Here is a 21,966-nt window from a genome sequence, read left to right on the forward strand (position 1 = left end):
GACACTCATATAAAGGAAGCCCAGCGATGGCGTTAGGTTTTTTCAAAAAAAAAGGAGCCACCGTCGGAAAGGATCCCACGGTTTCCCCGGTCTATGGAGGCATGGCAGACAAACAGACCAAATACGAAGCCCTGGTGCATGCCCTGCACGGGGACATTTATCGCTACGCCTACTGGCTATGTCGGGATCCGCAGGTGGCGGAGGATCTGGTGCAGGAGACTTTCCTGCGCGCCTGGAAGGGCATCGACTCGCTGCTCGATGACAAGGCCGCCAAGGCCTGGCTCATCACCATATTGCGACGGGAGAATGCCCGCCGGTTCGAGCGCAAGCAGTTCGATCTCATCGATCTCGACGCGCATCCCCAGAGCGATCCGGATGCCTTGCACAACGAGCAGGAGATGGAAAACGAGTGGCTCAGACGCCACATAGCCCGCCTGCCCGCCGAGTATCAGGAGCCCCTGCTGTTGCAGGTGTTGGGGGGCTTCAGCGGCGACGAGATAGCGGCGCAACTGGGATTGAACAAGAACACCGTCATGACTCGCCTGTTTCGGGCCCGCAACCAGATCAAAGAGGCCATGGAGTCAACGACACAACAGAGAGGACACACCAATGGATGAGCTGGAATTTCGCCGGCGGGCCATCACCCATCCGCTGGAGCATGACCCCGCCTTTCTCGATGCGGCGCAGGCCTCCCCCGCCAATCGCAAGCATCTGGACGAGATGAAGCAGCTGGACCGTCGCCTGCATCAGGCGCTGGAGGTCGAGGTACCGGCCGGGCTGGTCGAGCGCATCCTGCTCAGGCAGGCGCTGAACGCCGAACAGGAGAGCCAGGTTCCCCTGCAAGTAAGCCCGCGCAGCCAATGGCGCCCGCTGGCCATGGCTGCTTCGGTCGCCTTCCTGCTCGGCATGAGCACCCGCTGGCTCAGCTGGCCGCTGACGCCACCGGCTGAACTCTCCCTTGCCCAAGTCGCCATGGCCCACGTCTACGGGGAGGAGCCCTTCATCAAGGATGTGGATGAGAAGGTGAGCCTGCGCACCATCAACGCCAAGATGGAAAAATATGGCGCTACCCTGATGGGCATGCAAGACCTGAACGTCACCTACGTCAATCACTGTGCTTTTTACCAGGGACCGGCGCTGCACATGGTGTTCCAGGGCAAGATGGGACCCGTGACCCTGTTCCTGGTGCCCAAGCATGTGCCACTCACCCTGCAGCCCACTTTCGAAGATGGCCAGCTCAAGGGGGAGATAGTACAACTCAAGGGGGCCAACATGGTGTTAATCGGTGACATGCAGGAGCCACTGGATCCGATGGTGCAGGCGCTGGGGTCCCGTCTGCACTGGTCGATTTAACAGGAGTTAACCCAATCCTGACTCGCATCGCATCGAGTCAACTGCACGGGCAGACAATCCGGTTGTCTGCCCGTTCCTCTCCTTTCCCACCACAATCCTCACTCATTTGCCGCCCAATCACTGCAAATGGTCAAAATTATTTTTGTGATGCGGATCAGCATTAACGCTCGGATTTCATTCAATAAGTGGCAAAAGAGACTATTTAAACGCCAAGTTAAAACAAATGATTAACACAATAGTCACTTTTATGTATTCTGCTGTCACTGGTCTGATTTCTTACCTCCTACCAGAACCATAGAATCACGCCAGAATTGAATGGGAAGAAGCTGAAATAACAACAGATCTTGTCATATACGGTGGCAAAAAAGCCCTGATGCTGACAGAAAATCTGCCTACAAGAGAGAACACTATGACAACTGCCTTTTTCAAAAAGAGCCTGATCGCTGCCGCCGTCACCCTGGCCAGTACCCAAACCTTTGCCTCCGCGTTCCAGCTGAACGAACACTCAGCCTCCGGTCTGGGTCGCGCGTACTCAGGGGAAGCCGTCGTGGCGGACAATGCCTCCGTGGTGTCACGCAACCCGGCAGCCATGACCCGCTTTGACAAGATGGCACTCTCCGTCGCCGGCACCTATATCAAGCCGGATGTGGATGTAAATGGTGATATCTATGCCGGCCCCACCAAGTTGGCAAGCGCCAGCGAAAGCGGTATCGCGCCAAGCGCCTTCGTGCCTGCCACCTACTTCATCCAGCCGCTGAACGATCAGTGGGCATGGGGTATCGGCATATTCTCCAACTACGGTCTGTCCACCGAATATTCCGACAACTTCAACGCAGGCTCCATTGCCGGCGATACAGAGCTGCTGACCGTCAACATCAACCCGAACATCGCCTACCGCGTCAACCAGCAATTCAGTGTCGGTGCGGGTCTGAACCTGGTGTATGCCGAGGCTGAATTGAACCGCCGAGCCGGTGTGCTGGCCGCCGTGCCGCCACTGAGTGGCGTGCCGGGTATCGGCAAGGACACCATCGTCAGCCACATGAAAGGGGATGACTGGGGTTACGGCTGGAACGTGGGCACCATGTATGAGGTGAACGAGAACAACCGTTTCGCCCTGACCTATCGCTCCCAGGTAGACCTGACCTTCAAGGGTGACTATCGGGGAACCTCCTCCGGCTTCAAGACAGTCGGTGGCGAACTGCCGCTGGAGCTGCCAGCCCAAGCCGAATTCGCCGGTTACCACCGCCTGAACCAGCAATTTGCCACGCATTACTCGGTGAGCTGGACCGACTGGAGTGCCTTCCAGGAGCTCAAGGCCACCAGCGGCCAGTGCAACAGCGCTGACGGTGTCGGTGTCTGCCTGCACAAGCCGGAGAAGTTCAAGGACTCCACCCGTTACTCGCTGGGCGGCACCTGGTACGTCAATCCCGCTTGGGAAGCTCGCATCGGCTTCGCCTACGACAAGACTCCGATCACGCAGGAATACCGCAGCCTGAGTATCCCGGACTCCGATCGCATATGGTACAGCGCCGGTGCCACCTACCACATCGACAAGGACATGAGCGTCGATTTCGGTATGGCCTATCTGGACGGCAAGAAAGTTGACGTCAACGAGAAGCTGGTCGAAAACAGCGAAGCGCTGCGCTGGAAGGGTACCTCCCACGGTAACGCCCTGCTGGCCTCCGCTCAGTTCAACATGAAATTCTGATCGTCAGCCAATTGACAAGAGCGCCTACGGGCGCTCTTTTTTATGCCAAATTTCGTTTTCAGCGTACAGCTGTAGCAAACAGTTGTTCACTTTTCCTTTTTTATCAAGCTATTAGTCTCCTATCCCTCAGCATTTAATCTTGTTTTTCTCCCCACAGCCCCCCTGCCGTTGCCTTACTGGTCATACCATATAAAATCCTGCACCCGACCATAAGACAGATTGAACGCCAAGTTCACTTTCAAGGACCATCCCATGCACTCCACCATGACGCCGTCTCTCATCGCCCTGCTGATGCTATCAAGCCAGGCCCAGGCGGCAGGTTTCCAGCTGGCAGAACAATCCGCCACCGGCATGGGCCGCGCCTTCGCAGGCGAGGCCGCTATCGCCGACAATGCCAGCGTGCTCTCCCGCAACGCCGCCGCCATGACCAGCTTCGATCGCATGGCCTTCTCCGGCGGCTTCATCTATGTGCGCCCCGACGTCAACATCCAAGGGATCACCCGGGTCCCCACCGCCATGGGACCCGTCACGCTGGATGCGAGCGCCCACGACATTGCCGATGATGCCTGGATACCGAACGCCTACCTGATAGTGCCGCTCAATGAGCAGTGGCGGCTGGGACTGGCAGCGACCGCCTACTACGGCCTCGGCGTCGAGATGCCGGACAACTATAATGCCGGTCACTTCGGCAATGTCTCCGATATCAAGACCCTGGATCTGAGTGCCTCACTGGCCTATCGCATCAACCGTGTCTGGTCTGTCGGTGCCGGCATATCCGCCATTCAGGGGGAAGGGGAAGTGGGTGGCACCTTCCCCTCCAACAACAAGATCGCCAAGCACCTGAAGGGGGATGGCTGGGCCATGGGCTGGAACCTGGGTACCCTGCTGACGCTGTCGGACGCGACTCGCATCGGCCTCTCCTACCGCCACGACGTGACCCTGAGGCTCTCTGGCGATGCCATCGGCATCGATCAAAACGATCAGCCATTTACCGATACCGGCAGCCTGGAACTCCCCCTGCCCGCCACCGCCGAACTGGCGCTGTTTCATCAGCTGACGCCTAGCCTGGCGCTGCACTCAAGCATCAACTGGACCAACTGGAGCAAGTTCGTGCAGCTCGAATCCGAGCTCGACCACCACGGTGTCATGCACATCAAGGACGAACATTGGGAAGACAGCTGGCGCTACGCTCTGGGCCTGACCTATCAGCTGGCACCGCAATGGCAGCTGCGCTCCGGCTTGGCCTATGACCGCAGCCCGGTGCCGGCTGATCGCCGCACCATCTCAATCCCTGACTCTGAGCGGGTCTGGTATAGCGCCGGGGTGGGTTACCAGATCGACCGCCACCTCTCGCTGGATCTGGGTCTGACCCTGATCGATGGCAAGAAGGTGGAGGTGACCGAAACCATGCAGCTGAAACCCGGGCTGCCGCAGACCACCTCCACCTTCCAGGGTACCTCGGAAGGGGATGCCTGGCTGGCCGGCCTGCAGTTGAATTACCTCTTCTAGCCCAAGCAGAGGCAGATCTCTCCTGCCATACAAGCACTATGCCAGTTATTGACCGTTTCCAGTCCAGTAGCACTGGCATAGTGCGCATCTTCACAATAAAATCAATCCAGTACCCACACTGGAGAGATGCATGTATTCATACGTAGCAAGGCAGCCCATCCTGGATCGGGAGTTGAATACCCACGCCTATGAGCTGCTGTTCCGCGACAGTCTGAATAATGTCTTTCCGGTGATCTCCTCCCAACAAGCCACAGCCAGACTGGTGGTCGAGCAGTTCCTGCAACAGAACATCGATCAGCTGCTCGGTGGGCATCCCTGCTTCATCAACTTCCCCCACTCCCTGTTGCTGGAGGGGCTGGCCGAATGCCTGCCACAAGATAAGGTGGTCATCGAGATCCTGGAAGATGCCGATCCCGATGATGCCCTGCTGGCCAAGGTGCAGCAGCTGCATGGGCTAGGTTATCAGCTGGCGCTGGACGACTTCACCATGTCGGACGAGTGGGAGCGCTTCCTGCCCTATATCCACATCATCAAGTTCGATCTGCGCGCCACCTCGCTGTTGCGGATCAAGATGTTCATCCAGCAGCATAAGCACCTCTCGCTCACCTATCTGGCGGAGAAGGTAGAAGACAAAGCGGAGTTCGAACGGGTGAAAAAACTCGGTATCGATCTGTTCCAGGGTTTCTTCTTCAGTCGACCCGAAATGGTGAAACAGGCCACCATGCAGCCCGCTCAGGTGGTGGTGATGCAACTGCTTAACGTGGTCAATCAGGAGGAACCCGACCTCAATCGCATCGAGCAACTGCTAAGTCAGGACATATCGCTGTCACTCAAGCTGCTGCGTTACGTCAACCACCTGAAGAGCCACGCCAATCCGATCTCCTCCTTTCGCCAGGCGGCCGTCTATCTTGGCCACGCCCAGCTCAAGCGCTTTGTAACCCTGGTCGCCACCACCAGTGCCGGCCATGGCAAGAGCGCCGAGCTCTATCAGATGTCCATGATCCGGGCCCGTTTCTGCGAGCTGCTGGCCCACGCCCATGCCCCTACCCAGCAGGCACAGCAAGCCTTCATCACAGGGTTGTTCTCGCTGCTGGATGTGCTGATGGAGCAGCCGATGGACAAGCTGCTCGGCACCATTCCCCTGATCGAGGAGATCCGGGTCGCCCTGCTGGAACGCAAGGGCAACCTGGGATTTTATCTCTCGTTCTGTGAGGATTATGAGAGTGCAAACTGGCAGCGCATCACCGCCAAAACGGCCCGGCTCGGGCTCAATGAAGAGAAGGTCAGCCAGCTCTATCTGGCCGCAACGGCCTGGGTCAACCAGCAACTCCAGGCCATGGCAGACACGGATTAACCCAGCTCGATGGCAACCGCCGTCGCCTCTCCCCCACCGATACACAGGCTAGCCACTCCCCGCTTCAGGCCACGCGTGCGCAACGCATGAATGAGGGTGACCAGGATCCGGGCGCCGCTTGCCCCCAGGGGATGACCCAGCGCGCAGGCCCCGCCGTTCACATTCACCTTGTCATGGGGCAGCTTGCAGCCCGCCATTGCCAGCATACTGACCATGGCAAACGCCTCATTGACTTCGAACAGGTCAACCTCTTCCACTCGCCAGCCCACCTTGGCCAGCAAGCTATGGATGGCGCCGACCGGGGCGCTGGTGAACTCCGCAGGCGCGGCCGCATGACTCTGATAACCCACCAATCGTGCCAGCACGGGCAGATCCAGTTGCGCGGCCGTCTCGGCCCGCATCAGGATCAGCGCCGCCGCCCCATCCGAAATGGAGCTGGCGTTGGCTGCCGTGATGGTGCCCTGCTTGCTAAATGCCGGTTTCAAGTGAGGGATCTTATCGGGCCTGGCCTTGGCGGGTTGCTCATCCTCGGCAAGCAGCAGGGTATCTCCGGCCAGCACCGGTGCCAGCTCATCCCTGAAGGCACCGCTTTGTTGCGCCGCCAGGGCGCGCGCCAGGGAAGCGATGGCAAAAGCGTCCATGTCGGAGCGGGCCAGACCGGCGCGATCAGCACTCACCTGAGCGTAATGTCCCATCAGTTGTCCTTCATAGGCATCCTGCAGGCCATCAAGGAACATGTGATCCAGCACACTCTGATGCCCCATTCGAAAACCGCTGCGCGCCTTGTCAAGCAAGTAGGGCGCACGGCTCATGCTTTCCATACCGCCTGCGATCACGATGTGCGTGTCACCGAGGCGCAAGCCATCTGCCGCCAGCATCACCGCCTTCATGCCGGAACCACACACCTTGTTGACCGTGGTACAGGGGATGCTGTCCGGCAAGCCGGCCTTGAGCACCGCCTGACGCGCAGGCGCCTGGCCCACCCCGGCACTGAGCACATTGCCCATATAAGCTTCATCTATCTGCTCCCCCTTGAGGCCGGCTTGCACCATGGCGGCCGCAATGGCGCAAGCGCCCAGCTCAGGGGCAGACACATTGGCCAACGCCCCCTGGAAGGCCCCCATGGGGGTGCGTTTGGCCGCAACAATCACAATATCCATCAATTGCTCTCTCCTTGTTACCTGGACATAACATATGCTGCTCCCGCTGCGGGAACAAGACTTGCGGGGAAGTTGACGTTTGGGTAAGGTGCCAGCCTGCATTGACAACAAAATGACAGTCAAGATAGCGCCATGAACCGAACCAAGGATGACTCACGGACCTACAGCATCAGCGAACTGGCCCGTGAATTTGATGTGACGACCCGAAGTATTCGTTTTTATGAAGATCAGGGACTTTTGAATCCTACCCGTCAGGGACAGACCCGGATCTACAGCCGGCAGGACCGGGTACGCCTCAAGCTGACCCTGCGCGGCAAGCGGTTGGGTTTCAGCCTGGCGGATATCCGCGATCTGTTCGATCTCTACGATGCGGACAAGAGTAGCAGAACCCAGCTGCAGACCATGCTGGGGTTGGTTGCCGACAAGCAGGAGATGCTGGAGCAGCAGCTGGAAGACATCAAGATGGTGCTGCTGGAACTCGATGCCGCCGAGCAGCGCTGCCAGCAGGCACTGAACCAGTTGCAGAGAAGCACTGGGGATAAACCATAAAAAGGGGCCGGATGGCCCCTTTTTCAATGACTCGTTTGTGTTCCTGTTATTTTGACCAACGATCCGGATCGTAATCCGGGCTGTAGCGGTCGACGATAATGGCGCAGGCCGCATCCCCTGTGATATTCAGGGCGGTACGGATCATGTCGAACAGGCGATCCAGTGCAAACAACAGCGGCAGCCCCTCGATCGGGATCCCGGCAGCCAGCAGCACGGCCACCACCAGGAAGCTCGGGCCCGGCACTCCGGCCTGACCAATAGCCCCCAGGGTCGAGGTCACTATGATGGCGGCCCAGGCACCCATGGAGAGATCTATGTTGTAGACCTGGGCGAAGAAGATGGCGACCAGACCGTAATAGATGGCATTGCCGCTCATGTTGATGGTGGCACCGAGCGGCAACACAAAGGAAGCCGTGGCGTTGGTCACCTTCAGATCCCGCTCGCAAGTTTCCATGTTCACCGGCAGGGTCGCCATGGAAGAGGCGGTGGAGAAGGCGACAATCTGCGGCTTCTTCATGGCAGAGAAGTACGTCATCACCGGCGTATTGGAGAAGATCATCACCAGCAGCGGGTAGACCACAAAGCCGAAAATCAGCGTGGCAGCCACATAGACCACGAACAACTTGAGTACCAGGGTCAGCACGTCGAAACCGTAGGTGCCTATGGCCTCGGCCATCAGACCAAATACCCCGAGCGGTGCTATCAGCATCACCTTGTTGATCATCCAGACGAAGGCGTCCACCAGAGTGTTGAGCCCGTCCACCAGCGGCTTGGCGCGCTCGCGGGGCTGCTTGGCCAGCGCGATGCCGAGGAACATGCAGAACACCAGGATCTGCAAAATGTTGGCCTCGTTCAGTGCCTGGAACACGTTGGTCGGGATCATGCCAAGCAGGGTCGACACCGCATCCGGCAAAGCGCCCTTGTCGGCGTAGTCACCGGAGAACATGGAAGCCATGGAGCCAAAATCGACCCCAACGCCCGGTTTGAACATTTGCCCCATGACCAGCGCCAGCAGCACGGCCAGCGCAGAGGTACCGAGGAAGAAAACCAGGGTGGTGACCCCTATCTTGCCTGCCGCCGGGCTGGCGCCCAGATTGGCCGCGCCCGACAGTATGGCGACGGCCACCAGCGGGATCACCAGCATCTTGATCAGCTGGATAAAAAGGGTACCGAGCGGCGCAAAGATGGTGGCTTGTTCACCCATGAACGCCCCCACCAGTGCCCCCAGCACCATGGCCACCACAACCTGGAAGCCAACGTTCTTTATGAGTCCTTTTGTTAACACAGAATGTTCCTTTTATTAGCAAATATTCACACTTTCCCAGTGTAATTAACCAAACAGGGGAAGAAACCTTGTTCATTCCCCTGAGCGCGCGCTTTATCTCACATTTATCTGCTATTTTAAATCGCCAGATCGTTAACAGGAGTTATTGATAAGTTTGCAAAAAAGTAAAGATTCAAAAGGAACATGGTGATTTTTGCTGCTTTGCTCATGACAACTGACAAAAAAATGTGCTATTTTTGCTATTCAAACGTGCATACAGGGATGGAAACATGCTGAAAGTTAACGAATATTTTGACGGAAATGTAAAATCCATCGGTTTCGAGCAAAAAGGAGACAAAGCCACGGTCGGTGTGATGAATGCGGGCGACTACCAGTTCAATACCGCCGCCCCCGAGCGGATGACGGTGGTCAAGGGTGCCCTCACCATACAACTGGCCGATGAGGATGAATGGCGCACCTACAGTCAGGGCCAATCCTTCGACGTGGCGGGCCACTCCTCTTTCAAGCTGGAGGTGAAAACCCCCACCGCCTATCTGTGCGAATTCCTCGACTGAGTGACCGAATGCAGATGAGTGGCTGAACAGTGCCAAGGAGCGGGCCCAAGTCCCGCTCCTTCTCTTTGACGCCCGCGCGCTCATTCCAACCTTTCCTGCCCGCTGCCAGCCACTCATTTGTATGCCGCCATCACACGCCTCAGCTTCCCTGCTTTCCATCGACTACAAAAAAATTACAATGTTTAGACAAACCCCATAATCGGAGTGGTGTCATGATCAGTGTCTTCGACCTGTTTTCCATCGGGATCGGCCCTTCTTCTTCGCATACCGTGGGGCCGATGCGGGCCTCCTGCACCTTTGTTAAAGAGCTCAAGCGACAGGGTCTGCTACCCCGGATCGAACGGGTAGAAGTGGAATGCTACGGCTCCCTTGGTCAGACCGGCAAGGGCCATGGCACCGGCAAGGCCATCATTCTGGGGTTGGCCGGCTTTGATCCGGAATCAGTGGACATAGAGGCGATTCCCGCCTTCCTCAGCGAAGTGGATCGCAACCAGTCGCTGCTGCTGGCCGGCGAGCAGCCATGCCAGTTCGCCCGAAGTGGCGCCATCATCTTCAATCGCCGCAAGACACTGCCCGCCCACTCCAACGGCATGACGCTGCGAGCCTTCGCCAGCGAAACCCTGCAGTTCGAGCAGACCTACTACTCGGTCGGCGGCGGCTTCATTATAGAAGAGAGCCACTTTGCCAACGCCAAAGAAGAGGCGGCCCGCTTCGATGCCGCCCATCCCATTCCCTACCCGTTCGAGAGCGGCGCCCAGCTGCTGGCCCATTGCCAGGAGAGTGGCCTCTCCATCTCGGGTCTGATGCTGGCCAACGAGAAGGTGTTTCGCAGCGAACAAGAGATAAAAGCGGGACTGCGCAAGATCTGGCAGGCGATGCAGGCCTGTGTCGAGCGCGGCTGTCGCAGTGAAGGGGTACTGCCAGGTGGCCTCAAGGTGAAACGCCGGGCCCCGGCCCTCCATCGTCAGCTCAGTTGCGAGACCAACTTCAACAAGGATCCCCTGATGGTGATCGAGTGGGTGGACTTGTTTGCGCTGGCCGTCAACGAAGAGAACGCCGCCGGAGGCCGGGTGGTCACCGCCCCCACCAACGGCGCCGCCGGCATCATTCCCGCCGTGCTGCACTACTATGATCGTTTCGTACGCAAGGTGGATGATGAACTGCTGCTGAGCTACTTCCTTACCGCCGCCGCCATCGGCATCCTATATAAGAAGAACGCCTCGCTGTCGGGGGCCGAAGTGGGCTGCCAGGGGGAAGTGGGCGTCGCCTGCTCCATGGCCGCCGGCGCCCTGACCGAAATCCTGGGTGGCAGTCCCGCCATCGTCGAGAATGCCGCCGAGATCGGCATGGAACACAACCTGGGCCTCACCTGCGACCCAGTGGGCGGACTGGTGCAGGTGCCCTGCATAGAGCGCAACGCCATGGGCGCGGTCAAGGCCATCAATGCCTCCCGCCTGGCCCTGCGTGGCACGGGTGAGCACAAGGTGTCCCTGGACAAGGTGATCAAGACCATGTGGGAAACCGGCAACGACATGAAGACCAAGTACAAGGAAACCGCTCGCGGTGGCCTGGCGGTTAACATTACAGAATGTTAATAACAGCCAATTGACTCCACTTCGTCCCCACATACCCGGCCTAGCCGGGTATTTTTATGGGCAAACGCTTAACAAAATGGATAAGCATCAAAATAAATTTTATACTCGCGCCTCTGATTCAACAAAAATAGATCTATTTCAACTTTTTTTAGGCTTTGAACCGTTACACTGCGGTTATCTGGTTCATTGACCTCGGCGACGACGCCCTCGTCCCATGGATCACCCCGTTTCTGCGAGTGGGCATGGCGCCCCCTTCTATCCTGAGGTAATTGTTACATGATCAGCGTTTTTGATATCTTCAAAATCGGTGTTGGCCCCTCCTCTTCCCACACTGTCGGCCCGATGAAAGCTGCCAAACAGTTCGTGGATGAACTGCGTGCAGGCGGCAAGATCCGTGACATCACCCGGATCCAGGTCGATGTTTATGGCTCACTCTCCTGGACCGGTAAAGGTCATCACACCGATACCGCTATCATCATGGGTCTGGCGGGTAACCTGCCGGAAAACGTCGACATCGACGCCATCCCTGAATTCATCTCCCGCGTAGAGCAGACCGGCCGCCTGCCGATCGGCCTGCACTGCCACACAGTCAGCTTCCCCAAGGGGGCCATGGTGTTCCATGATGAGGCCCTGCCGCTGCATGAAAATGGCATGAAGCTGACCGCCTTCATCGAAGATGACGCTGTCTACAGCAAGACCTACTACTCCATCGGTGGTGGTTTCATCGTCGACGAAGAGAACTTCGGCAAGGCCGACAGCGGCGACATGTCCGTCAACTACCCGTTCAAGAGCGCGGCTGAGCTTATCGCCCACTGCAGCCAGACCGGGCTCTCCATCTCCACCCTGATGCTGGAGAACGAGAAGTGCTTCAACACCCCGGAAGAGATCTACAAGAAGCTCGGCAAGATCTGGAACACCATGCGTGAAGGGATCGAGCGTGGCTGTCGCACCGAAGGTGTGCTGGCCGGCCCGCTGCGTGTACCCCGCCGCGCGGCGCCCCTCTACCGTCAGCTGACCACCAACGAGAATCTCTCCAACGATCCGATGAATATCATCGACTGGGTCAACATGTTTGCCCTGGCGGTGAGTGAAGAGAACGCCGCCGGTGGCCGCGTCGTCACGGCACCGACCAACGGCGCCGCCGGTATCATCCCGGCCGTGCTGGCCTACTACGACAAGTTCATCCAGCCGGTGGGTCGCGACGAATACACCCGTTTCTATCTGGCTGCCGGTGCCGTGGGCATGCTCTACAAGATGAACGCCTCCATCTCCGGCGCCGAAGTGGGTTGCCAGGGTGAAGTGGGTGTCTCCTGCTCCATGGCCGCCGCGGGTCTGACCGAACTGATGGGCGGCAGCCCGGAGCACGTGTGTGAAGCCGCCGAGATCGGCATGGAGCACAATCTGGGTTTAACCTGTGATCCGGTTGCCGGTCAGGTGCAGGTACCTTGCATCGAGCGCAATGCCATCGCAGCCATGAAGGCGGTCAACGCCTCCCGCATGGCCCTGCGTCGTACCTCCAAGCCCCGCGTCTCCCTGGACAAGGTCATCGAGACCATGTACATCACCGGCAAGGACATGGACTCCAAGTACCGTGAAACCTCCCGTGGTGGCTTGGCCATCAAGGTGATGCAGGTTGCCTGCGAATAAGCAGCGGCTGCCAAAAATACAAAAAGGCGGGAATTCCCGCCTTTTTGTTGCCCGTTATTTCGATTGCCTCGCCTGACTTGTCATCCCTGCTCATCCCATATTCCCGCGCCCCATTCATCCCTCAAGATAAATACAGCGTTCCACACGCCACCTGAATCGTCCGGGTCTGCACCGATTATTCCACGAGGCGATCGGCCAGGGTGCCCACCGCCACCACGAAATAGTGGGAGCGATTCCAGTGGCGCAACACCAGATAGTTGGGATAAGCCAGATAGGCGCGGCCCTTGGCATCATCGGGGCGCACCAGAGAGGCCTGCATCTCGACCCCGGGCAAGGGTGAACCATCAAGCTGACGAACGCCGAGAGCCTGCCACGCCGACAGCTGCCGGGTCTGCTCCAGCCCGAGCAAGGCGGGATCCAGCCCCTCTGGCAACTTGACCTGACGCCCCCAGGTTTCATCGCCGTGCCAACCATTCTGCTGCAGATAATTGGCTGCCGAACCAAACACATCCGCGAGATTGCCCCACAAGTCCTTCTTGCCATCCCCATCCTGATCGACCGCGTACTTGAGGAAGGAAGATGGCATGAACTGCACCTGCCCCATGGCACCGGCCCAGGAGCCCTTGAAGGCGGATGGGGTCACATGCCCCTGCTCTATGATGCGCAGGGCATCCAGCAGTTGCCCCTTGAAAAAGTCCTCCCGCCGACCATCCCAGGCCAGGGTTGCCAGCGAGGAGATCAGCGGATAGGTGCCGGTCAATTTACCGAAATTGGTTTCTATGCCCCACAAGGCGACAATAAAACGGGACTGCACGTCATATTCTGCCCCTATTTTTGTGAGCAGCGGCAAATGCTGACGATATAGGGCCTTGGCCTGATTGACTTTCCATTGCGGAACCGCGCGTGGAATATAGCTGTCCAGTGTCAGTTTAAATTCTGGCTGGTTTTTATCGTGTTTGATGGCGGGCTCGATGACCCGAATATTGGCAAAGGCAGCGGCTACCGTTTCGGGCTTGATACCGGCGGCCAGGGCCTGCTGTTTGAGTCCAGCCACATAGGCGTAAAAATCGGGGCTGGCCTGCAACGGGGCACTTAACAGCCCGCTGAATAATAACAGAGCCAGCCGACACTTCATCAGCGCGAGGCCTTTAATTGTGCCTTGTGCTGTTCCAGCAGATTTTCCGGCGGCGGTGGCACCTGCAGATAGAAGCCCTGGCTTGTCAGCGCCGCCATCACCCGGCTGGTCGAAGCAATCCCCAAGGGCCTGGCTGGGTCCAGCTTGGTCATCAATACCAGCTCAGGGCGACCAAATGTCCTCATCAGCACCTCGGGTACACGGGAAAAATCCTCTCTTCTTTCAACAAAAAGATAGGTCTCGGCTTTTTTGCGACTTTTATAGACTGCACATAACATGGAAATTGATATAATCCGACGGGTTTATTGCCTCTGATGGTGGCAAACTATAACATCAGGAATTGAATAACAATAACGGATTACCGTCTCTGTCTCGGGGAAGATTCATGGTTGAGCGCGATAACGAATTGAAAGGGACCACCTTCACTATTTCTGTGTTGCATATCAGCGATGGCAAGCCTGAGCGGATCCGCCAGTTGCTGGCGGCAAAGGTCGCCCAGGCACCCCTGTTTTTTAATTGTGCTCCCCTCGTCATCAATGTGGAACGGCTTGCGGATATTCCCGACTTCGAACAGCTTAAGGAGCTGGTGGAGTCTGAGGATTTCGTGCTGGTCGGGATCACGGGGACACAAAATGAGGCGATGAAGACGGCCGCCAAGGCGGCGGGGCTGGCGGTGATGGCCTCTGGCAAGAGCCGCAAGGCCGAGCATCCGCCGGAAAAAACCCCCATCCCGGCGCCCGTGGTCGAGGTAACCGCCACCCCGGCGCCTCTGGTGCCGAGCAAGGTACACGTGGGCCCGGTGCGATCCGGCCAGCAGCTCTATGCTGCCGGCACCTCGCTGGTGATACTGGGCTCGGTGAGCCCGGGAGCCGAAGTCATCGCCGATGACAGCATTCATATCTATGGCACCCTGCGCGGCAGGGCCATAGCCGGTGCCAAGGGCAACACCCAGGCACGGATATATTGCCAGCAATTACAGGCCGAGCTGCTATCCATCGCAGGCACGTTTCAACTGAGCGATGCACTGCCGGCCGGCCTGATACAACAGCCGGTACATGTCCGGCTGGATAACGAACAACTCCGAATAGACCATATCAAATAGAGTTACAAGGAAGCGAGAATGGCGCGAATCATAGTCGTTACATCGGGTAAAGGTGGCGTTGGCAAGACCACAACCAGCGCGGCCCTGAGCACAGGTTTGGCTCAGCGTGGCCACAAGACGGTGGTCATCGATTTTGACATTGGCCTGAGAAATCTGGATCTCATCATGGGCTGCGAGCGGCGCGTGGTGTATGACTTCGTCAATGTGATCAACGGTGAGGCCAACCTCAATCAGGCCCTCATCAAGGACAAACGCTGCGAAAATCTGTTCATCCTGCCTGCCTCCCAGACCCGGGACAAGGACGCCCTGACCCGTGAAGGGGTCGAGAAGATCCTGGATCAGCTGGCGGAGATGAAGTTCGATTACATCGTCTGCGACTCGCCAGCCGGGATCGAAGCGGGTGCCTTGATGGCGCTCTACTTTGCCGACGAGGCGATCGTCACCACCAACCCGGAAGTCTCTTCCGTGCGTGACTCGGATCGCATCCTCGGCATCCTGGCCTCCAAGTCCCGTCGTGCCGAGCGCGGCGAAGACCCGATCAAGGAACACCTACTGCTCACTCGCTACTGCCCGACCCGCGTCAGCCGTGGCGACATGCTGAGCGTGCAGGATGTACAAGAGATCCTGGCTATCAAGCTGCTTGGGGTGATCCCGGAGTCCCAGGCTGTACTGCGCGCCTCCAACTCGGGGGAGCCGGTCATCCTGGACAAGGAGTCCGATGCCGGTCAGGCCTATGAGGATGCCGTTGCCCGTCTGCTGGGCGACACCAAGGATTTTCGTTTTCTGGAAGAAGAAAAGAAGGGCTTCTTTAGCCGACTGTTCGGGAGTTAAACATGTCACTATTGGATTATTTTCGTTCCAACAAGAAACAAAACACCGCACAACTGGCCAAAGAGCGGTTGCAGATCATAGTCGCGCACGAGCGTTCATCCAGAGGGGGGCCGGATTACCTGCCCCAGCTCAAACAGGACCTGCTCGAGGTGATCCGCAAATATGTGCAGATAGACCCTGACAAGATCACGGTCCAGCTGGACAAGAAGAGTGATGAGCTGTCGGTGCTGGAGCTCAACATCACCTTCGCCGATGACAAGAAGGGATGAGCTGACGCCCCATGCGTGACCCCTTCCCTCAATGAAGACCGGATCCTGTACCAGGATCCGGTTTTTTATTGTCACAAATGGGACCAGCTCGCGGAGCCAGATCTCGCCAAGGGAGAAGGGGCCAGCTAGAATAGCGCGCGCCACCGTCCGGCATCGCCGGCGGGGCTTCTTTTTTTATTATCTGGAACAGACCAATGTCTTTGAACGACGAAATGCACAGCGTCGAGGAACTGCTCGACACCGCCCTCGAACTCTTCATGGAGCTGGCCTCCGACAACCTGCCGGAGCAGGAGATAGCCCTGTTCAACCAGGCGTTCAACGATCGGGGTCTGCTGGCGGAAACCGATCCGGCCGATGACTGGGAAGCGGATGTGGGTTTTGCGGTGAGCGATGCCGAGTACGCCGAGATCTGGGTCGGGCTTGGCAATGCCGAGCAAGAGTATGAGCACCTGTTTGCCCGCATGCTGCTCTCCCGCCGTGTTGACGAGAAGTTCTGCCACATCGAATGGCTGCCCCAATAATTCCGGATCCCGATGATCCGCGCCACTACATCTGGGAGAACGAGCCCGAGCCCGTGCGACCCGCACTGGGGCGACGCCTGCTGAGCTGGCTTGGCAGGCTGCTGCTGGCAGCGCTGGTCAGCTCCATCGTCTCGGTGGCACTGCTGCGCTTCATCGATCCCCTCATGTGGTCATGGCGCATCGAGCGGGCCCTGTTTCCGCCCGCCAAGGTGGCCGAGGTCAAGCACGACTGGGTGCCGCTCGAGCGCATTTCGCGGGAGCTGCAGCTGGCGGTGATCGCCGCCGAGGATCAGCGCTTCCCAGACCATAACGGCTTCGACATGAATGCCATCAGCTCGGCACTCAAGCACAACCAGCGCAGCGAGCGGGTGCGGGGCGCCAGCACCCTCAGCCAGCAGACGGCCAAGAATCTCTTCATGTGGAGCGATCGCAGCTTCTTGCGCAAGGGGATCGAGGCCTGGTTCACCCTGCTGATGGAGCTGGGCTGGGACAAGTCCCGCATCCTCGAGGTCTATCTCAATATCGTGGAGTTCGGTCCCGGCATCTATGGCGCCGAAGCCGCCGCCAGGCACTATTTTGGCAAACCGGCCGCCCGCCTGACCCGCTATGAAGCCTCCCTGCTGGCCGCCGTCCTGCCCAATCCCTGGCGCTATCGGGTCAAGCCGCCCTCCCCCTATGTGCAGCAGCGTTCGGCCTGGATCCGCCGCCAGATGGGGCAGCTGGGCCAGGTCACCCTCAACAGGGTGCATCAGGCCGACTAAGGCATTCGGGCCCGGTAGGCGCACCTCAAACCTATGGGCTCGACCCCCTCACGCTCCCCGGCCACAGAAGGTCAGTCAGCGTTCGGCGGGGAGGTCTCGGCCGGCGGGCCCAAATGACCGCCAACCGTGCCCTGGTGCAGCGGTAGATAGTGCCACCACCAGGCCTCCCGCCGTCGCTTGATCTGCTGTCGCCGCACCCGTCGCTTCATGTTCTCACTCCTGTGAACACGGACCAGGCTCAGCCAGCCCAGATTAACCACCTCGTCAACCATACCTCCTGTCCGCTTCGTTGGATAGGCAACAAGCGGCCATCCGCACTGGTCTGGCCGCCACCGTCAATACTTGCTACAGTAGCGAACCTCGATGTATCTGGAGTGATTTCATGGAACAGCGTACCCCGGATCAGCTGGTCGAATGGGCCTATGATCAGTTTCTTGAGCAGGCCGCAGACATGCTGGCCGCCGAACAAATCGTCGACATCACTCTGGAGTTCGAACAGCGTGGCGCCGTCGAGGCGACTCTGCCCAACGGAGACTGGTCAACCGAACTCGGTGTACCGGTCGACATGGAGCGCTGGGTCGAAGTGTGGGTTGGCTTGCTGGACCATCAGGATGAGTTTGAGGTGATCTATGCCACCTTCCTGCTGCCCCGTTATCTGAACGAGCACCATGTTCATGTGCGCTGGCACCGCCAGCAACAGGCATAAAAAAGGCGCCATGGGCGCCTTTCTTGTTTTTGTTCTCCGCTAAGCCTGCGCCGCTATGGCCTTGGCCAGACAGCGTCGACACCAGCAGGTGCTGGCCTGCTGCATCGGCAAGGCAGGCAGCTGGCTGCACCAGCACTGATCTATGGTCTGACCGGCCGAGACGGCGCAAAACGCCGGTTCGCCACAGCCAGGGCACACATGGGTGCTTTTTGACCCATCCAGCTCTGCCATCACCGCCAGCTGGGCGTCGCTCTCCATGGCCGACCAGTGCCCTATCTCGGTCAGGGTACGACCACAGCCGAGACAGAGCCCATCCCTGGCCTGACACTGGCCGATACAGGGACTCGGCACTTATTCGCCGTCCGGCGACGCTGCGGTCTCTGCCTCGACCAGCGTGATGCAGTTGTCTTCGATGACAATCTTACCCTGCTTGTAGAGACCGCCGATGGCCTTCTTGAAGGTGCCCTTGCTCATGTTGAACATCTTGTAGATGAGCTCGGGTTCACTCTTGTCGCCCACGGCCAGGCTGCCACCCTGCTTCATCAGCCGGGTCAGGATCCGGCCACCGGCGTCGTCCATCCGATCCATTCCCGGCTTTTGCAGGGTCAAGTCCAGTTTGCCATCATCACGAACCTGCTTGACCCAGGCGGTCAGCGGTCGACCTGTCATCACCCGGCCAAACACCTCGTTCTTGAACAGCATGCCGGAGTATTCACCGTTGACGACAGCCTTGATGCCAAGCGGAGTGTGTTCGCCCGGCAGCGCCGTCACCTCGTCGCCAGCCTTGAAGGGAGGCTGATCAGTGCGCAGGAAACGTTCCAGCCGGCTGGTGCCCACCATGCGCCCCTCGTTGTCGAGCATCAGGTGCACCAGATAGACGTGGCCCACCTGCATGGGTTTGTTCTGCTCACGAGTCGGCACAAACAAATCCTTTTTCATGCCCCAGTCGAGGAAGGCCCCGATCTTGTTGGCATTGACCACCTTGAGGCCGACTATGTCGCCCACCATGGCAAAGGGCTTGTCGGTAGTGATCACCGGCTCACAGTCGGCATCCAGATAGAGAAAGACTTCCACACCGTCATCCTCGGCCACGCCTTCCGGCAGCTGACGCTTGGGCAGCAGCAGCTCGCCATATTCGTCGGCCGCAAGCCAGGCGCCCCTGTCTTCTAGCTCGATTACGGTGAGGGTGTTCATCTTGCCAATCTGTAACATGGTGATCTCTTCTTTCATTATCCGGATGGCCAATATTTCATTGCCCGTATGGGCGCGCATGTTACCTCAAGAGCGGTAACCGGGCCTAGTCCCCTTGCCCTTCTCCCACACGATTTTCGGGGTAGCCAGCTCGGCTTGTGGCGATATCATCGCCAGTCAGCCAGGGCTTGGCTGCAAATAACCCCACTTTTTGGTAGACTGCGCCGCTGTTAAAATCCAGAGGAACTGTCGATGAATCCATCCACTCGTACCCGTCATCTCAATCAATGGATCCAGACCCACAGTGGGCAGGACATGACCTACCCGGCGCTGCACGGTTTTCTGTGTGCCCGTCTGGTGGGACCGGATGCCCCTGACTGGCAAGCCCCGCTGGCGGGACTGCTGGAACAGGATGCCGAGCTGGATGAGAAGAGTGCCGAGGCATTGCACCACCTGATCGCCGAGCTGGAAGCACAGGCTGACGTGGCCCAGCTCGCCTTGCCAAGCCAGTGCCGCCTCCCTACCGACAGCCCGGAGCAGGTGTTTGCGCAGAGCCACCCCCTTGGCCAGTGGTGTTACGGTTTCAGCCAGGGGTTTGCCTGCTGGCCCAAGCCGAAGGATCTGAACGATCCTACCACCCAGTACCGCTTCAGTCTGGCCGCCGAACTCAGCCTGTTTCGCGACAAGCCCATGGCCCAGATGCTGCACGTGGCGGCTGGCAGCGAGCTGTCCTTCATGGAATTTTGCAAACGCCAGCGTCAGAACATGAAGACGGCGCTCAATCAGCTGCTGCAGCTGGATGAGTATCAGGCAGTGCCCGACGCTCAGGCAGCCCTCGACAGCAAGCAGGCCGAGCAGTGGCAACAGTGGTTCGAACTGGCCGATGCCTGCCGCGATCCCCAGGCTCGCCTTCGCTGGTTTGACAAGGTGATTGTCGATGCCGAGCCCCTGTTCGACGACGCCTTCTGGCAACAGATGGCTGGCCACAGCTGGCGTGCCTACGAGGCCCGCCCCCTGCTCGCCGCCAGGGCCGGCCGGGCCGATTGCCTGTTGCGCCTCGGCCAGCTGGAGCAGGCTCGCCAGGAGTATCTGGCGCTGCTCGACCTGTGCATCGCCGATGAGCTGGGTTGCCGTTATACCCTCTCCAGTCTCTATGCCCTGCAAGGGGATTGGAGCGCCCTGCGCGCCTTGCTGGTCCGCTTCGACGAGGCCTCCAGCTGGCTGCTCTACAACAGGGCGTTGATGGCATTTGTCTGTGATGGCCCCGAGGCGGCGCTGCCACAGCTGGATGCGGCCATCAAGGCCAATGCCCACGTGCCGGCCTGTCTGCTGGGTCAGCGCAAGCTGCCCAAGCAGGAGCCCCAAAGCTGGCAGGCAGGCAGTCGCGATGAGGCGGCGCGCTACACGTTGCAGAGCCGCGAGGCTTGGCTCAAGCACAACGCCTTGATCTGGCTGCGTAAAGGCTGACCAGCCCGAGGCAAAACCAGCCTCGAACAGACCCGGTTGCGGCGGATGACGTGCGCAACCGCACATTTCTCTGGTGCTTGTTCAGACAAATGTCCTTGTGTTACGTATCATCAAGGTCAAAGTATCAAGAGAAACTGCACCCGATGCAGCCGTCACAGCAGGATGTCATATGTCAAAGATCATAGAGCTGCTTGCGCACTACCCCCCCTATCAGCTGGTTCACGCCGCCGAAATGGTACGCGATACCTTTGAGCAGTTTTACCAGCAGCGCTATCAGCTAACGGTGCCCCAGTGGCGCCTGATGATGGTGCTCGGCCCCAACTACCCCATTAGCCAGAAAGAGCTGGTAGAGGCAAGCGGGATGGACAAGGTGCGGATCTCCCGCGAAATCCACCGCCTGGTGGAGAAGGGGATCCTGTTTACCGAAAGCAGCGAACAGGACAAGCGGGTCAGTCTGGTGTCACTCACCCAGGCCGGGCTCACCTTGTTCCAGCAACTCAAGACCGAAGCGGGCAGCTGGCAGCATACCCTCACCGACTATCTGCCCACCGAAGCGCGCCAGACCATTCGCCTGCACCTGCAAAGCGTCAGCGACGCCATCGAACAGCTCCATCTGCTGGATAACGAGCACACGTCATGAACCTGAATAACGTCGCCACCATGGACATCAACATGCTGCTGAGCCTTGTCAACATGCAGCTGCGTGATCGTTTTGATGATCTGGATGATCTCTGCAAGGCACAGGAGATCGACCAGGAGGTCTTGGTCGCCAGGCTTGCCAGCGGCGATTTCCACTACCGGCCGGATCAGAAACAGTTCAGATAGGGATCCGGATCACAATCCGGCCAACGGCACTGGCTCTGGCGGTAAAAGCTGATATGTTGATGGTTGCCCCGTGCAATGACACCCAGCGACATGTATGGATACATCAAGCTGTCATACTCGGTGGTTAGCCTTTCACTCGCGACCGCTAGCCAAGGACGACCCATGATGCTCCTGACCCGACAGACCAGCCTGATCACCCTCTGTAGCCTGCTCATCATCAGCCTGTTTTACCCCCGCCTGCCCGACAGCGCCGAACAGTGGCTCAGCACGCTGTTACTGGGCTCCCTGGTCGCCGTGTGCCTGATGGTGGGCAGTGGCTGCCGCCGCTTCATTCGGGATTGACTCGCGCCCTCTGCCCCTGTTGAACCATGTCTCTTCGCCCGCACCAAACCAAACAACGCAGCCCGAGGGCTGCGTTGTTTGGTTTGACATGGCGGGTGCGCC

The 21,966-nt window shown here is 58.7% G+C and carries 25 protein-coding genes; 19 read left to right on the forward strand and 6 right to left on the reverse strand.

Going from position 1 to position 21,966, the window contains the following annotated elements:
- The first annotated feature begins 26 nt into the window (after positions 1–26).
- The 5 genes from BN1129_RS13940 (at position 27) to BN1129_RS13960 (ending at position 5,924) form a co-directional block, all read left to right on the forward strand.
- Positions 27–617: a sigma-70 family RNA polymerase sigma factor gene (locus BN1129_RS13940; RefSeq protein WP_084204660.1), complete on the forward strand. Its 591-nt coding sequence runs from the start codon at positions 27–29 to the stop codon at positions 615–617.
- Positions 610–1,353, forward strand: a complete 744-nt coding sequence (locus tag BN1129_RS13945) for a DUF3379 domain-containing protein (protein WP_042037321.1) — start codon at positions 610–612, stop codon at positions 1,351–1,353. The genes BN1129_RS13940 and BN1129_RS13945 overlap by 8 nt, the downstream gene beginning before the upstream one ends.
- A gap of 409 nt (positions 1,354–1,762) precedes the next feature.
- Positions 1,763–3,061, forward strand: coding sequence for an outer membrane protein transport protein (locus BN1129_RS13950; protein WP_042037322.1), 1,299 nt, complete (start codon positions 1,763–1,765; stop codon positions 3,059–3,061).
- Between the two features lie 252 nt (positions 3,062–3,313).
- The gene (locus BN1129_RS13955; protein WP_042037323.1) at positions 3,314–4,570 is read left to right on the forward strand and encodes an OmpP1/FadL family transporter; all 1,257 of its coding nucleotides are present in this window, start codon (positions 3,314–3,316) and stop codon (positions 4,568–4,570) included.
- 130 nt (positions 4,571–4,700) lie between these two features.
- Positions 4,701–5,924: an EAL and HDOD domain-containing protein gene (locus BN1129_RS13960; protein ID WP_042037324.1), complete on the forward strand. Its 1,224-nt coding sequence runs from the start codon at positions 4,701–4,703 to the stop codon at positions 5,922–5,924.
- Here the strand turns inward: BN1129_RS13960 and BN1129_RS13965 are convergent.
- On the reverse strand, positions 5,921–7,084 hold the full coding sequence (locus BN1129_RS13965; protein ID WP_042037325.1) for an acetyl-CoA C-acyltransferase: 1,164 nt from the start codon (positions 7,082–7,084) through the stop codon (positions 5,921–5,923). The genes BN1129_RS13960 and BN1129_RS13965 overlap by 4 nt on opposite strands.
- A 132-nt stretch (positions 7,085–7,216) precedes the next feature.
- Between BN1129_RS13965 and BN1129_RS13970 the strand changes: the two genes are divergently transcribed.
- Positions 7,217–7,633 carry a MerR family transcriptional regulator gene (locus BN1129_RS13970; protein ID WP_042037326.1) on the forward strand — a complete coding sequence of 139 codons (417 nt, stop codon included), beginning with the start codon at positions 7,217–7,219 and terminating at the stop codon, positions 7,631–7,633.
- Between the two features lie 46 nt (positions 7,634–7,679).
- Here the strand turns inward: BN1129_RS13970 and BN1129_RS13975 are convergent, their stop codons facing one another.
- The gene (locus tag BN1129_RS13975; protein ID WP_042037327.1) at positions 7,680–8,918 is read right to left on the reverse strand and encodes a dicarboxylate/amino acid:cation symporter; all 1,239 of its coding nucleotides are present in this window, start codon (positions 8,916–8,918) and stop codon (positions 7,680–7,682) included.
- 269 nt (positions 8,919–9,187) lie between these two features.
- Here BN1129_RS13975 and ppnP point away from each other — a divergent pair, with 269 nt between their 5' ends.
- From ppnP to BN1129_RS13990, 3 genes are all read left to right on the forward strand, one after another.
- Positions 9,188–9,472, forward strand: a complete 285-nt coding sequence (ppnP, locus tag BN1129_RS13980) for a pyrimidine/purine nucleoside phosphorylase (RefSeq protein WP_042037328.1) — start codon at positions 9,188–9,190, stop codon at positions 9,470–9,472.
- A 212-nt stretch (positions 9,473–9,684) separates the two neighbouring features.
- Positions 9,685–11,067: an L-serine ammonia-lyase gene (locus BN1129_RS13985; protein ID WP_042037329.1), complete on the forward strand. Its 1,383-nt coding sequence runs from the start codon at positions 9,685–9,687 to the stop codon at positions 11,065–11,067.
- A 276-nt stretch (positions 11,068–11,343) separates the two neighbouring features.
- Positions 11,344–12,714 (forward strand): L-serine ammonia-lyase, encoded by a 1,371-nt coding sequence (locus tag BN1129_RS13990; protein WP_042037330.1) that lies wholly within the window; start codon positions 11,344–11,346, stop codon positions 12,712–12,714.
- Between the two features lie 175 nt (positions 12,715–12,889).
- Here the strand turns inward: BN1129_RS13990 and BN1129_RS13995 are convergent, their stop codons facing one another.
- Both BN1129_RS13995 and BN1129_RS14000 read right to left on the reverse strand, forming a co-directional pair.
- Positions 12,890–13,849: a lytic murein transglycosylase gene (locus tag BN1129_RS13995; RefSeq protein ID WP_042037331.1), complete on the reverse strand. Its 960-nt coding sequence runs from the start codon at positions 13,847–13,849 to the stop codon at positions 12,890–12,892.
- Complete coding sequence (locus tag BN1129_RS14000) at positions 13,849–14,127, reverse strand: YcgL domain-containing protein (RefSeq protein WP_042037332.1); 279 nt, start codon at positions 14,125–14,127, stop codon at positions 13,849–13,851. Before BN1129_RS14000 ends, BN1129_RS13995 begins: the two co-directional genes overlap by 1 nt.
- A gap of 107 nt (positions 14,128–14,234) precedes the next feature.
- Between BN1129_RS14000 and minC the strand changes: the two genes are divergently transcribed.
- The 6 genes from minC (at position 14,235) to BN1129_RS14035 (ending at position 18,039) form a co-directional block, all read left to right on the forward strand.
- Positions 14,235–14,951 carry a septum site-determining protein MinC gene (minC, locus tag BN1129_RS14005; protein ID WP_042037333.1) on the forward strand — a complete coding sequence of 239 codons (717 nt, stop codon included), beginning with the start codon at positions 14,235–14,237 and terminating at the stop codon, positions 14,949–14,951.
- An 18-nt stretch (positions 14,952–14,969) separates the two neighbouring features.
- Complete coding sequence (minD, locus tag BN1129_RS14010) at positions 14,970–15,782, forward strand: septum site-determining protein MinD (RefSeq protein WP_042037334.1); 813 nt, start codon at positions 14,970–14,972, stop codon at positions 15,780–15,782.
- A 2-nt stretch (positions 15,783–15,784) separates the two neighbouring features.
- A complete protein-coding gene (minE, locus tag BN1129_RS14015; protein WP_042037335.1) occupies positions 15,785–16,051 on the forward strand; it encodes a cell division topological specificity factor MinE in 267 nt (88 codons plus the stop codon).
- Positions 16,052–16,245: 194 nt separating this feature from the next.
- Positions 16,246–16,572 carry an HI1450 family dsDNA-mimic protein gene (locus BN1129_RS14020; protein ID WP_041205707.1) on the forward strand — a complete coding sequence of 109 codons (327 nt, stop codon included), beginning with the start codon at positions 16,246–16,248 and terminating at the stop codon, positions 16,570–16,572.
- Between the two features lie 53 nt (positions 16,573–16,625).
- Complete coding sequence (gene mtgA / locus BN1129_RS14025) at positions 16,626–17,333, forward strand: monofunctional biosynthetic peptidoglycan transglycosylase (RefSeq protein ID WP_157013414.1); 708 nt, start codon at positions 16,626–16,628, stop codon at positions 17,331–17,333.
- A 382-nt stretch (positions 17,334–17,715) separates the two neighbouring features.
- Positions 17,716–18,039 carry an HI1450 family dsDNA-mimic protein gene (locus BN1129_RS14035; protein WP_042037338.1) on the forward strand — a complete coding sequence of 108 codons (324 nt, stop codon included), beginning with the start codon at positions 17,716–17,718 and terminating at the stop codon, positions 18,037–18,039.
- Between the two features lie 39 nt (positions 18,040–18,078).
- Here BN1129_RS14035 and BN1129_RS14040 read toward each other — a convergent pair whose 3' ends face one another.
- Both BN1129_RS14040 and BN1129_RS14045 read right to left on the reverse strand, forming a co-directional pair.
- Positions 18,079–18,390 carry a DUF1289 domain-containing protein gene (locus BN1129_RS14040; RefSeq protein ID WP_042037339.1) on the reverse strand — a complete coding sequence of 104 codons (312 nt, stop codon included), beginning with the start codon at positions 18,388–18,390 and terminating at the stop codon, positions 18,079–18,081.
- Positions 18,391–19,269, reverse strand: a complete 879-nt coding sequence (locus BN1129_RS14045) for a CvfB family protein (protein ID WP_042037340.1) — start codon at positions 19,267–19,269, stop codon at positions 18,391–18,393.
- Between the two features lie 213 nt (positions 19,270–19,482).
- On the opposite strand from BN1129_RS14045, the gene BN1129_RS14050 reads away from it, so the two are divergent.
- The 4 genes from BN1129_RS14050 (at position 19,483) to BN1129_RS14065 (ending at position 21,864) form a co-directional block, all read left to right on the forward strand.
- The gene (locus BN1129_RS14050; RefSeq protein ID WP_042037341.1) at positions 19,483–20,697 is read left to right on the forward strand and encodes a UPF0149 family protein; all 1,215 of its coding nucleotides are present in this window, start codon (positions 19,483–19,485) and stop codon (positions 20,695–20,697) included.
- A gap of 169 nt (positions 20,698–20,866) precedes the next feature.
- Entirely contained in the window at positions 20,867–21,337 is a 471-nt protein-coding gene (locus BN1129_RS14055; protein ID WP_042037342.1) for a MarR family winged helix-turn-helix transcriptional regulator, read from the forward strand.
- Complete coding sequence (locus tag BN1129_RS14060) at positions 21,334–21,522, forward strand: DUF4250 domain-containing protein (protein WP_042037343.1); 189 nt, start codon at positions 21,334–21,336, stop codon at positions 21,520–21,522. The genes BN1129_RS14055 and BN1129_RS14060 overlap by 4 nt, the downstream gene beginning before the upstream one ends.
- 162 nt (positions 21,523–21,684) lie before the next feature.
- The gene (locus BN1129_RS14065) at positions 21,685–21,864 is read left to right on the forward strand and encodes a hypothetical protein (RefSeq protein ID WP_042037344.1); all 180 of its coding nucleotides are present in this window, start codon (positions 21,685–21,687) and stop codon (positions 21,862–21,864) included.
- Positions 21,865–21,966: the final 102 nt, after the last annotated feature.

The sequence above is a fragment of the Aeromonas popoffii genome (assembly GCF_000820025.1).
GTDB classification, from domain to species: Bacteria; Pseudomonadota; Gammaproteobacteria; order Enterobacterales; family Aeromonadaceae; genus Aeromonas; species Aeromonas popoffii.